The sequence below is a fragment of the Methanohalobium evestigatum Z-7303 genome (assembly GCF_000196655.1).
Lineage (GTDB): Archaea > Halobacteriota > Methanosarcinia > Methanosarcinales > Methanosarcinaceae > Methanohalobium > Methanohalobium evestigatum.
In genome coordinates this window covers 34,999-47,399 of record NC_014253.1, presented here as the reverse complement: position 1 = coordinate 47,399, position 12,401 = coordinate 34,999, and the positions used below count along the sequence as shown (strand labels likewise).

The 12,401-nt window shown below is 38.8% G+C and carries 10 protein-coding genes; 5 read left to right on the top strand and 5 right to left on the bottom strand.

What is annotated here, in order from left to right:
• Position 1: 1 nt before the first annotated feature.
• From pstA to METEV_RS00210, 3 genes are all read right to left on the bottom strand, one after another.
• Positions 2–853, bottom strand: coding sequence for a phosphate ABC transporter permease PstA (gene pstA / locus METEV_RS00220; RefSeq protein ID WP_013193544.1), 852 nt, complete (start codon positions 851–853; stop codon positions 2–4).
• A complete protein-coding gene (gene pstC / locus METEV_RS00215; protein ID WP_013193543.1) occupies positions 854–1,762 on the bottom strand; it encodes a phosphate ABC transporter permease subunit PstC in 909 nt (302 codons plus the stop codon).
• 145 nt (positions 1,763–1,907) lie between these two features.
• Positions 1,908–2,894: a PstS family phosphate ABC transporter substrate-binding protein gene (locus tag METEV_RS00210; protein ID WP_049891224.1), complete on the bottom strand. Its 987-nt coding sequence runs from the start codon at positions 2,892–2,894 to the stop codon at positions 1,908–1,910.
• 237 nt (positions 2,895–3,131) lie between these two features.
• On the opposite strand from METEV_RS00210, the gene METEV_RS00205 reads away from it, so the two are divergent.
• Genes METEV_RS00205 through METEV_RS00190 form a run of 4 tightly spaced genes read left to right on the top strand, consistent with a single transcriptional unit; the run spans position 3,132 to position 7,958 of the window.
• Entirely contained in the window at positions 3,132–4,664 is a 1,533-nt protein-coding gene (locus tag METEV_RS00205; RefSeq protein ID WP_013193541.1) for a 2-isopropylmalate synthase, read from the top strand.
• A 14-nt stretch (positions 4,665–4,678) separates the two neighbouring features.
• Positions 4,679–5,440 carry a TatD family hydrolase gene (locus METEV_RS00200; RefSeq protein ID WP_013193540.1) on the top strand — a complete coding sequence of 254 codons (762 nt, stop codon included), beginning with the start codon at positions 4,679–4,681 and terminating at the stop codon, positions 5,438–5,440.
• Positions 5,441–5,478: 38 nt separating this feature from the next.
• The gene (locus METEV_RS00195) at positions 5,479–6,126 is read left to right on the top strand and encodes an MBL fold metallo-hydrolase (protein ID WP_013193539.1); all 648 of its coding nucleotides are present in this window, start codon (positions 5,479–5,481) and stop codon (positions 6,124–6,126) included.
• On the top strand, positions 6,123–7,958 hold the full coding sequence (locus METEV_RS00190) for a YgiQ family radical SAM protein (protein ID WP_013193538.1): 1,836 nt from the start codon (positions 6,123–6,125) through the stop codon (positions 7,956–7,958). Before METEV_RS00195 ends, METEV_RS00190 begins: the two co-directional genes overlap by 4 nt.
• A 13-nt stretch (positions 7,959–7,971) precedes the next feature.
• On the opposite strand, the gene METEV_RS00185 is transcribed toward METEV_RS00190, so the two are convergent.
• Both METEV_RS00185 and METEV_RS00180 read right to left on the bottom strand, forming a co-directional pair.
• A complete protein-coding gene (locus tag METEV_RS00185; protein WP_013193537.1) occupies positions 7,972–9,054 on the bottom strand; it encodes a (Fe-S)-binding protein in 1,083 nt (360 codons plus the stop codon).
• A gap of 8 nt (positions 9,055–9,062) precedes the next feature.
• Positions 9,063–10,436 (bottom strand): FAD-binding oxidoreductase, encoded by a 1,374-nt coding sequence (locus METEV_RS00180; RefSeq protein ID WP_013193536.1) that lies wholly within the window; start codon positions 10,434–10,436, stop codon positions 9,063–9,065.
• A gap of 97 nt (positions 10,437–10,533) precedes the next feature.
• Here METEV_RS00180 and arcS point away from each other — a divergent pair, with 97 nt between their 5' ends.
• Positions 10,534–12,375: an archaeosine synthase subunit alpha gene (arcS, locus tag METEV_RS00175; protein ID WP_013193535.1), complete on the top strand. Its 1,842-nt coding sequence runs from the start codon at positions 10,534–10,536 to the stop codon at positions 12,373–12,375.
• The last annotated feature ends 26 nt before the right edge of the window (positions 12,376–12,401 follow it).

The window sequence follows — 12,401 nt, the reverse complement described above, 5'->3', positions numbered from 1 at the left end:
TTCACCTTTGGAATCTATTTCGGATTAGTATAGCCACTGAATTCATGGTTAAAAGTACAATCAATAGCAATAATATACCTGCAGAAGCAACACCTTCCTGGAAAGCATATTGAGGTTGCCCAACCCATGCATAGATTTGCAGAGGCATTGCACTGAAAAGACTGAATATACCATCAGGTGCTGAATACATAGAAGTAGCGGCCCCTATCATAATCAAGGGCGCTGTTTCACCTATTGCTCTGGACAATGACAATATTGTCCCAGTCATGATGCCGGGCAAAGCCTCAGGAATAACTATTTTTCTAATTGTCTGCCATTTGGTAGCTCCTATACCATAGGAAGCATCCCTGAGAGAATCAGGCACTGCTTTTATAGCCTCCTGAGACGATACAATCACAATAGGAAGAATTAAAAGCGTAAGTGTTAAAGCACCGGCAATAAGACTTCTTCCCATATTTAACGCTCTAACAAAGAGAGCCAGCCCAAGTAAACCATAGACTATAGAAGGTACAGCTGCTAAGTTTGATATATTTAATTCAATTATATTTTTGATTCGACTTTGCCCCGCATATTCCTCAAGATAAATTGCAGTTCCTACACCAAGCGGAAATGAAAAAACTGCTACAAGCAACATCAGATAAATAGACCCTATAAGTGCTGGATATATACCCGCTTCTTCAGGAAATCTAGATGGTGAATTGAATATAAACGCAAGGTCAAACCAACCTATTGAATCTTCCAACACGCTATAGACCAATATTGCAAGGGACGCCACTCCAACGCACGTTGCAATTACAAGTAAAAACAGGAATGTTTGTCCTTTTAAGTCCCCTTTATTTGACTTAATATCCATTCAGTATTTCTCCTTGTATCTTGATTTAAGATACTGACTTACCATGTTCATTGCAAGTGTAATTACAAACAACAAGAGACCTATCGCAAAAAGCGAATCATATGCAGCTGTTCCAGCTGCTATGTCCCCTTCAGCAACTTCAACCATTGCAGCGGTCATTGTCTCTATAGATTTTAGAGGGTCAAGTGACATGTTTGCAAGTCTGCCTGCTGCAATAGTTACTGCCATTGTTTCACCTATAGCCCTTGATATGCCCAGTATAAACGAAGAAAGAATACCAGAAATTGATGCGGGTACCACAATGCCGGTTGTCACATTAAATTTTGATGCCCCAAGCGCATATCCTCCATCCCTTAAATCATCTGGTACAGAACTCATAGCATCTTCACTAAGACTGGATATCATAGGAAGTATCATGATCCCAACTACTATTCCAGCACTTAACGCATTGTACAAACTTATTTCAGGAAATATGGTCTGTAGCACTGGTGTTATAAAAGTCAATGCAAAAAAACCATAAACTACTGTAGGGATGCCTGCCAATACTTCAAGAACAGGTTTTACCACTTTTCTTACTTTCTTATCTGCATATTCACTTAAATAAACAGAAGTAGCAACTCCCAAAGGTATCGCTACTGCTGCTGATATTACAGTAATCATCAATGTTCCTGTAACAAGTGGTAATACACCAAAACTATAGGGTTTCATAGAAGGAGACCAGTTTGTACCAGTTAAAAATTCCACAATCGAAACTTCAGTAAAAAAATTAATAGCATCCCCTAATAGAGTAGCGATTATAAGTATAGTAACCAGCAAAGATACAAAAGCACAGGAAAACAATGCCGATTTAATCGCACGTTCTTTTAAAACTTTAGGATTGCTTCTTTTAATTTTAAGCCTGTTATCCATGATTCCAGCCTTTTTTGTTGGTATCCATCAAAAATATTTTGTTATCAGACTGCTTTATTGTTCGTAAAACGCATATAGGTATAAAGTCTTTACGGCTCTGCGTAATTAAAAAAATTAAAAAGTAGGGAGGATATTTGTTTATAAATCAACTTTTGTAGTTGACTTCATAATTTCCATTCATTACTTTTTCGAACTTGTCCATCAAATCTTTTTGTTGAGATTCTGTAGCTGGAACATATCCTACTTGGTTTATTATCTCACTGTCTGATTTTTCTATATAGAATTTCACAAATTCTCTAAGTGCTTCATTTTCTTTAAGATGGTCAATATTTACATAGAAGAACAGTGGCCTTGACAACGGATATTCACCAGAGGATATAGTTTGTTCTGTTGGTTTTACTCCATTTATACCAATTGCTTTAACACTGTTTTCATTTTGCTGGTAGTAAGCGTAACCAAGATATCCCATAGCATTTTCTGAACCTCGTACACCCTTAATTATGAAATTATCATTTTCTGTTGTCTGATAATCTGTTCTGCTGGCATCCTCTTCACCAACTATATGTTCTGTAAAGAAATCAAAAGTACCTGAGGCACTGGTTGGTCCATAAAGTTCTACATTTTTATCAGGCCACTCGGATTTTACATCACTCCATTTTTGTGGAGGATTTTCTGGACCCCAAATTTCAGCCAGTGTGTCTTTAGATACAGAATCTATCCAGTCGGCATTCTGGTTTACTACAACAGATATTCCGTCTGTAGCAACCTTAAATTCCACATATTCAATTCCATTTTCCTTGCATTTTTGTGATTCACTGGGCTTTATTGGTCTGCTGGCATCGTTGATATCGGTCTCACCCTGAACAAATTTCTTGAAACCTCCACCTGTTCCTGATGAAGTAACTGAAGTTGTAACACCAGGATGCTGTTTCTTGAATTCCTCAGCCATTGCCTGGGATACGGGGTAAACTGTACTGCTTCCATCAACTATTACCTGTCCAGAAAGTTGTTGGTTTTCTCCGTTTCCATTATTACTTGCACATCCAGCTAAAGCTACTGAAAATATTAAGATTCCAACAAGCATTAATGTTGTTTTTTTTGTGCTGGTTTTTTTTAACGCATCTTTTCTCATGTTGATCCCAATACCGAATTCACAATAGATTATATATATGTTTTCCATATAAAATATATATCTATATATATTCTCTATACTTGAATATAGGATATAGAAGAAAAGTATAAATTACCATGATTTTATATTAGTTAACAACCCATAAATAGAAGAAACAACTATAATTCAAAAAGCAACGTTTTATTTTTATACTATAATTGATAATTTTATCCTAGATGACTATGGTTACAAAAGTGAATAAGAGGGATCGTTTTTTACGGGACTGAACATATCAGAAACAAACACATAAGTATTTTTGACACCACGCTTCGTGACGGAGAACAAACCCCGGGTATCTCATTAAATACAGAACAAAAGTTAAACATTGCACAACAGCTTGATAAATTAGGTGTAGATGTTCTGGAAGCAGGGTTTGCAGTTTCAACCAAAGGCGACCGTGAATCTGTACAGGCTATAGCAAATGCAGGATTGAGTCTTGATGTTTGTGGTCTTGCAAGGGTCAAAAGAGAAGACATTGACGCATGTGTAGAAACCGGCGTAGATATGATTCACACATTTGTATCTACATCTGATGTGCAGAGGATACACACCATAAATAAAAGCCGGGAAGAAGTTTTGGAGATGGCAGTTGATGCTGTGGAATACATAAAAGACCATGATATAAAATGCCTGTTTTCTGCTATGGACGCCACACGCACTGATTTTGATTACCTGATTGACATATACAAATCCGTTGAAGGTGCAGGATGCGACATCATTAATGTACCTGATACCGTAGGAGTAATGTCACCTTCCAGCATGTATAACCTTATAAGTGATATCAATAATAATGTAAACATACCTATTGACGTCCACTGCCACAATGATTTTGGGCTGGCAGTAGCTAATAGCTTGATGGCAGTGGAAGCTGGAGCAAGTCAAACACAGGTTACTATAAACGGTCTGGGTGAAAGAGCCGGAAATGCTGACCTTGCAGAAACTGCAATGAGTTTAAACTCCATTTACGGTGCCAAGACCAACATTAACACCAAATATATAATGGAAACTGCAAAAATGGTAGAAAGATATACTGGTATCAACATTCCAGCGCATATGCCTATTGTTGGAGAAAATGCTTTTGCCCACGAATCTGGAATACATACACACGGTGTACTTGAAAAATCCGATACCTTTGAACCCGGTATAATGACTCCTGAAATGGTTGGTCAGAACCGGCGTATTGTACTTGGAAAACATGCAGGCAAACATGCAATTAAAAAATCACTGGAAACTGCAGGAATCTACCCAACAGATGAACAATTAAATGAAATAATCGACAACATAAAATCAATCGCTGATAAGGGCAAACGTATAACAGATGCCGACCTATACACTATTGCGTCCACTGTAATGGGTAAACCTTCCGGAGAAGATGCCATCAAACTGAAAGAACTTTCTGTCATGACCGGGAATATTAGCACACCAACTGCAGTTGTAAAGGCGGTTATCAGAGACAGTGAAACAATTGCATCAAACACTGGCGTGGGACCTGTTGATGCCGCTATAAAAGCGGTAGAGGAGATAATTGGAGAATATGCCACAATAAATATTCATGATTTCCGGATAGAAGCAATCTCCGGTGGATCGGATGCTCTCGCTGAAGTTACCATTGGCGTAGAAGATGAGAAAGGAAAAATAATTTCAGCACGTTCAGCAAGTGCGGATATTGTGATTGCATCGGTTGATGCTTTAATAACATCCCTAAACATTATGCTAAAAAGTAAAAGTTAATACCAGATTTATATATGTCATACAATATAATCGATTCACATTGCCATCTCGATTTTAAAAAATTCAATAAAGATAGAGAAGAAGCTATCGAACGTGCAAATCTTAACGGAGTAACAGAACTAATAAATTCCGGAATAGATTACAAGACAAATGAATCCAGTCTAAAACTTTCTGACAAATATCCCAATATTCATGCCACCCTTGGCTTAAGCCCTATGGTAGCCTCTAATTCAGAGGATGATGTTGTTGATGATATTCTGTCCCATATTGAGCAAAATCTTGAAACTGCAGTCGGTATTGGAGAAGCAGGCATGGACTTTTATCACTGCAAAAATGAATCTGAAAAAGATGACCAGTTGCAGGCATTCAAAAATGTCGTTGAATTGGCTGACTCATTTGACAAGACCCTTGTAATCCATGGAAGAGATGCCGAAGACAAACTATTAAACCTTGTCCAGCACCTTGATAATGTTGTTTTCCACTGCTACAGTGGTTCAATTGAAACCATGAAAAAAATTACCGGTATGGGATACTATATATCCATAGCAACTCTTGTATGTTTTTCTAAACACCATCAATCCCTTGTTAGAGAATTACCCATTGATAAAATGTTGCTGGAGACAGACAGCCCTTATTTATCACCATATCGTGGAAAAAGAAATGAACCAGCATTTATTGTCAATTCTGTGGATAAAATAGCAAACATCCTAAATACAGATGCATCCTATATAGCGTCTAAAACTGCAAAAAATACGCATCGTGTTTTTGGGTTATAAACCAAATATTACCTATTTAATAGAAAGGAGCATAAACTATGCATGTACAAAAAATCAATGCTTCACCCTATGATTCCAATATTTACCTGATTAACAAAAAATTCCTTATCGATACCGGTATGGATGCGGCAGCATTGATAAAGGAACTTGAAAACCATATCGACCTAAACACATTAGATACAATAATACTTACCCATTGCCATTTTGACCACTCAGGTGCAGCTTCAGAGGTTGCAGAAAAAAGTGGAGCAAAAATAGCAATCCATGAAGATGATGTTGAATGTTTAAAAGATAACAGTGCAAGTGCTGCAGACCTTTTCGGATACAAAGCTCCCGGTATAGAACCAGATATTATCTACAAAGATGGTGATAAAGTACAAATAGCAGATGATGAATACCTTCAAATCATCCACACCCCGGGACACACAAAAGGTTGTATATGCCTCTATGAGCCGCAATCAAAATCTCTGTTTTCAGGTGATACTGTATTTCCTTCAGGCAGTGTTGGACGCACTGACCTTGATGGTGGGTCTGCCGATAAACTGGAACAATCAATAGAAAAGCTTACCGAATTTGATGTAAAAGTTCTGTATCCCGGACATGGAAATGTCAGTGTTGATAATGTGAACGAACAAATCAAACAATCACATCAGGCATCCAAACAACTAAAATACTTACAATTATGAAAAAATCCAAACACAATATATTCCTGACATCCGATTTTCTTCCCGTGAGTTTAGAAGATGCAAATAAACGCGGGTGGGAAGAGCTGGATGTAATTATTGTAACCGGAGATGCATATGTAGATCATCCCGGGTTCGGAGCCACTATCATAGGACGTGTACTGGAAGATGAAGGATTCCGTGTAGGTATCATTGCACAGCCAGATTGGAACAACATCGATGATTTTAAAAAATTGGGAAAACCAAGGCTCTTTTTTGCAGTCACTGCAGGTAATACCGATTCTATGGTCAGCAACTATACTTCCAGCCTGAAACCACGAAGCAGTGACGCATATTCACCGGGTGGTGAGAAAAACCGCCGTCCCAACAGAGCTACATTGGTTTATACAAACCGATTAAAAGAGGTATATCCTGATGTTCCCATTGTACTCGGTGGTATAGAAGCATCGCTTAGACGTTTTGCACAATATGATTATTTATCCAATAAAGTCCGTAAATCGATACTTGCCGATGCTCCCGCCGATATACTGGTTTACGGAATGGGTGAATTACAAAACAAAGAAATAGCCAAACAACTTGACAATGGTAAATCGGTCAACGAAATACAAAATATCGATGGAACTGTATGGAAACTTGCGGTTAAAAAATGGAAAAAGCAAAAAGGTGATTATTTAAATGATTACGTGGAAATTGCATCCTACGATGAAGTTTCCACAAATAAAAAATCATATGCAAACGCCTTTAAAACGATATATGAGGAACAGGATTACATAAATGGAAAAGCCATTGTCCAGCCCCACCCTAAAACCATCATCGTCCAGAACAAACCAATGCGTCCATTGACCCAGCAGGAACTTGACCATGTTTATGAACTACCTTTTACAAGGGAAGCTCACCCTTCATATAAAGAACCCATTCCTGCACTGGACACAGTTAAATTTTCAATAACTTCTCACAGAGGGTGTTTTGGTAATTGCTCATTCTGTGCTATAACCCAGCATCAAGGGCGTATAATAACAAGCCGAAGTATTGAATCTATAGTTAGAGAAGCTACCGGGTTCACAGAACGACCTGATTTTAAAGGCACTGTATCAGGTGTAGGAGGTCCCAGTGCCAATATGTATGGGATGGAATGTAAAAAATGGCACAAAAGTGGTGTATGTAAAAACAAATTCTGTCTTTATCCAGAACCCTGTCCATCTCTTGACACAAAACATAAAAAAAGTATTGATATGTTAAGGCGTCTAAGACAGATACCCGGTGTTTCAAAAGTTCTCATTGGATATGGTATTCGTCATGACCTTGCTCTACAGGATGAAAATTATATGGAAGAACTGTGTGCTCATCATGTAGGAGGACAGCTTAAGGTTGCTCCTGAACATTTCTCTGATGAGGTAACAGATGTCATGCGAAAACCGGGAAAACAAGTTTTTGAAGAGTTTGCCAGTAAATTCAATGAAATCAACGAAAAACTTGGAAAAGAACAGTACCTTGTAAGCTTTTTAATTTCAGGTCATCCAGGCAGCAAAATCGAAAACATGGTAGAACTGGCTGAATATATAAGAGATACTGGCAGATATACAGAACAGGTACAGGATTTTACACCTACTCCTATGACTGTTTCTACCTGCATGTTCTATACAGGAATCGATCCTTTCACAGGTAAAAAGGTGTATATACCGGATTCTCCAAAAGAAAAACGTATACAACGTGCACTTATGCATTATAGAAACCCGAAAAATCATAAGCTGGTATATGAAGGGTTGAAAAAAGCCAATCGTATGGATCTGGTAGGCAATGCATGGAAATGCCTGATATCACGAAGAAAAAAATAAAAAATGATTTTTTTTAATTTTGTTTCATTGCAAGTGCCACAAGTTCAATAAGGTCTATAACAGAAATATTTTTGTTACCCTGACTAAGGTTCCTCCGGCACAGTGGACATGAAGTCACCACGTAATCCACACCTTCCGGTACTTCAGTCATCCGTGTTTCTGCGATTGAATGGGACAATTCAGGATATCCCGAAAGGACACCTCCACCTCCACCACAGCATCTGGCATTTTCTCGTACTGTTTTCATTTCCTTGAGGTTGCAGATTGCCTTTATAACTTTTCGAGGTGCCTCGTATATTCCATGTTTCCTCCCTATATGGCAGGGGTCATGATAGGTAACAGTTATATCCAGTGGTTTTAAACCCAGTTCATCTATATGGTCTGCCAGAAATTCAGAAACATGTTTAACATTGAACTCATCAGGATAATCATTTTTGAAAGTGGTATAGCAACCTGCACACCCAGTAATAACTGTATGAGCTCCGATTTTTCTAATCTGTTCTATATTTTCCTCGGTCACATCGTCCGCTTCAAAACCGGTACGAAGCAGGGGTGACCCGCAGCAGTGCTCATTCGGTAAGAGGGTTACATCGAATTTTTTCAAGATATCGAATGTCGTTTTTGCTACCTCTGGATATCGATAAGACTCAAGACATCCCACAAAAAATACATATTCTGCACGGCTTTTAATATCTGCAGAATCTTGCCCCAGCCAAGAATACCTGTCAGATGTTTCTGCAAGTGGGTTTCCGTATTTGGTTACATTTTCCCTGAGTTCAGCCTGTTTATCTGTCATTTTGTTTTTCAAAACAAGCTGACGTCTGGTATCTTCAATAACATCTGGAGGTTTTGCTCCTGAGGGACAATTTTGTTCACATAAACCACATGTAGTACATGTATTGAGGCTGTTCAGTACATCAGAATCAACATCCATACCCTGTGAAAGAGCATGTGCCACAAGAATACGTCCTCGAGCTCCTGATGATTCCCAGCCAAGTTCATCAAAGACAGGACATACTGAACGGCATGTACCACAACGTACACACTTTAGTATTGACCTGAGATAAGAATCGGATTTGTCTTCTGATTCAGTCATGAATTTGATTACACCCCCAGTTTTCCGGGGTTAAGTATGTTATTTGGATCAAGTGCATTTTTGATATTAAGCATTACATCCAGTGCAGGACCAAGTTCAAGTTCCATATATTCAGAACGAGCTCCACCTATACCGTGTTCTGCACTGACTGTTCCGCCAAGTTCTATAGCAGTTCTGTGTATTTTATCACCAGCTTTATTCAAACTGTCCCACTGGCTGTCATCCAGCACATCAATAGCCATTCCTGTATGCAGGTTTCCATCCCCTATATGTCCGTATGTCATAATTGGGATATTGAATTCTTCTGATATTTCACGAACTTTTTTAAGCATCCGGGGTATTTCTTTAATAGGAACACCTACATCTTCACCTACATACACACGTGTACGATTGGGATCAAGTCGGGAAATGGCTGCACCCACCAATCTTCTGGCTCTCCATAATTCTTCACTTTCCTGTTTGGTTGATGCACTTTTAACATTGGTCGCAAGTGATGAACAGGCAGATTCTATTAATTTAGCTTCCTCTTCTACTGCACCCTCTGTACCATCAACTTCAAACATTAAAATAGCGCCTACGTCGGGTAAATTAAGGTTTGGGTCAAATGCATTTAACGCTTCAATCGCAGTTTTGTCAAGTATTTCACATGCAGAAGGGACTATTCCTGATGACAGTGTTTTAACTACCCCTTCCCCCGCAAGTTCGGGATTTTCAAATGACGCCAGTATTACAGTACGTGCTTTGGGAAGTGGTGCTATTTTCAACACCGCTTTTGTAATAATTCCAAGTGTGCCTTCAGAACCCACCATCAGACCTGTCAAATTGTAACCTGCAACCGTTTTCAAAGTCTTTGAACCTGTATTGATAACTGTTCCGTCAGCCATAACAACTTCAAGGTCGAGTGCATAACGGGAACTTGTTCCGTATTTGACCGAACGCATCCCACTTCCATTGTTGGCGATTAATCCACCTATAGTACACATAGCAGAACTCCCAGGATCAGGTGGAAAGAAAAATCCATAGGGTTTTAGTTTTTCATTGAGTTTGGCATGAACAACTCCCGGTTCAACAGCTACCTGGAGATTTTCAATATCTACATCAAGTATCCGGTTCATGGATGACAGATCAAGAACAATACCCCCACTTATTGGTACTGCTCCTCCTGCAAGACCAGTCCCTGCACCTCTTGAGGTTACTGGTATTTTGTGTTTATTTGCAAACTGTACAATCTTGGATACCTGATCTGTACTATCGGGACGTACTACATAATCTGGCATCCCTTTTATCTGGGATGCATCACATGAATAGCAATAAAGTTCTGGAGAAGAAGTACGGACCCGGTTTTTGCCTACAATCTCCCGTAGTTTTTCAATGTATTTCATACAAAAACTCTAAGTATCAAATAAGATACAAAAACTTAAAAGTTGCGGTAAATACCAAACCAAAAATTTACATCTATAAAAGAGGTATCACAGATACATGACAAAACATTTTGAAGTAGAACAACGAGACGGAAAAGCAAGATTGGGGAAACTTATTCTTAGCAGGAATCTAAAAACACCATGTATTATTAACATCGAAGATATCGGAGATACTGAGAAGTTACCGATTATTGACGCTGGTTCTGTATGGAAACAGGGAAAACATATTTTTGAAAACCAATATTTAAACCAGTTGCGTCAGAAAGTAAGCGAGAATAATCTCATAATATTGCCACACCAGAATTATCCCTATAATGTACCTGATAAAGCCGTATCAAATGCCACCGGTAATTATGATATTGAAACAAGTGGCGCTACAGGAAGTGTTTTTCACCCCGGTAAAAAGGTCAAAAACAGCGACCTATATATAATGGAAGGTGGTGGCGGTCTTGAAAACAACGCCAGGCAATTTTTCAATGCTTTAAAAGGTTTGAAAGAAGAAATACCTCATGATACCGCTGTTTATGTTCCAAACATTGCACTTCCTGAAAATCTTGCAATGCTTATATATCTTGGAGCCGATGTATTTGATTATACCCGTGCCACCATATCAGCATACAATGACATTTATCTAACATCATCAGGAAAATTTTATCTTTATAATATCACAGAACTGCCATGTAGATGTGATGCATGTACATCTGTCACCGTTGATGATTTGAAATTGATGGATGCGGAAAATCGCGGGATTATTCTTGAAGAACACAACAAAAATATGCTTGATTCTGAACTATCTCTTGTACGCGAAAAAATACGAAAAGGATATCTGCGTGAATACGTAGAAGGACAATGCAGAACTCAACCCTGGTTAACGGCTCTTTTACGTATTGCAGACTTTGACCAATGTTATTTAGAAGAACAATTTCCTACTACTCGAACAGTTCAACTTACTGCAAATACGAGCGAATCCCTAAACCGCCCTGAAATCACCCGTTTTGCTGAAAGGGTACAAAACAGATACACCCCTCCTAAAAAAGATATTTTATTGCTACTGCCATGTTCTGCCCGAAAACCCTACTCCACATCCAATTCCCACCAGAAATTTATCGATACTCTGGGTCAATACCGCAAGTACGTCCATGAACTCGTCCTGACATCCCCCCTCGGAATCGTCCCCCGGGAACTTGAACTCACTTATCCAGCTGCGCATTATGATATCGCAGTTACAGGTCACTGGGACGCCGATGAAGTGGAATGGGTCACCGATTGTCTTGTAAATTATCTTTCTAAAAACAAATATTCCTGTGTAGTCGCACATGTAGAGGGTGCATATCAAAAAGTTTGTGACTTAGCCGCCAGAAAACTTGGGATAGATATTGTATATACCTGTGAAAGTGATGTTACATCCAAAGAATCTCTTGAGGTTCTTAAAGATACTATTAAGAATCTGGCTTATGAACGCACCCAACCAAAACCAATGTCAAAACACAACCTTATGCGTGCGATTGCTGATTATCAGTTTGGAAAAGGTGCAGGTAACATACTTGTTCCAGATGATGCTGTAATTAAAGCCCCTTATCCCAAACATCAGGTTTATCTGAATAAAGAACAAATCGCTACTCTTGTACCACACCATGGAACTCTATCTTTAACCGCCCGCGGTGCTGAACTACTAATCCCACATGACAATTATGTAGTAAAAATTGGTAGTTTTGTACCAAAAGGTTCGATTCTTGCACCAGGAATACAGGAAGCGGATGTTTCAATCAGACCCGGTGATGAAGTGCTTATTTCGGGAGAGAATGCTATCGGTGTAGGCAGAGCACTGATGAGCGGCAGAGAAATGGAAAAATCCACAAGAGGTATAGCCATAACGTTGCGTCATGTGAAAAAAACTTAACCACTAAACTTGAAATATCAAAACGA

Bases quoted from the DNA above. Each gene is read 5' to 3' on its own strand.
- pstA (WP_013193544.1), bottom strand. From the start codon at position 853: ATGGATATTAAGTCAAATAAAGGGGACTTAAAAGGACAAACATTCCTG.
- pstC (WP_013193543.1), bottom strand. From the start codon at position 1,762: ATGGATAACAGGCTTAAAATTAAAAGAAGCAATCCTAAAGTTTTAAAA.
- METEV_RS00210 (WP_049891224.1), bottom strand. From the start codon at position 2,894: ATGAGAAAAGATGCGTTAAAAAAAACCAGCACAAAAAAAACAACATTA.
- METEV_RS00200 (WP_013193540.1), top strand. From the start codon at position 4,679: ATGTCATACAATATAATCGATTCACATTGCCATCTCGATTTTAAAAAA.
- METEV_RS00195 (WP_013193539.1), top strand. From the start codon at position 5,479: ATGCATGTACAAAAAATCAATGCTTCACCCTATGATTCCAATATTTAC.
- METEV_RS00190 (WP_013193538.1), top strand. From the start codon at position 6,123: ATGAAAAAATCCAAACACAATATATTCCTGACATCCGATTTTCTTCCC.
- METEV_RS00185 (WP_013193537.1), bottom strand. From the start codon at position 9,054: ATGACTGAATCAGAAGACAAATCCGATTCTTATCTCAGGTCAATACTA.
- METEV_RS00180 (WP_013193536.1), bottom strand. From the start codon at position 10,436: ATGAAATACATTGAAAAACTACGGGAGATTGTAGGCAAAAACCGGGTC.
- arcS (WP_013193535.1), top strand. From the start codon at position 10,534: ATGACAAAACATTTTGAAGTAGAACAACGAGACGGAAAAGCAAGATTG.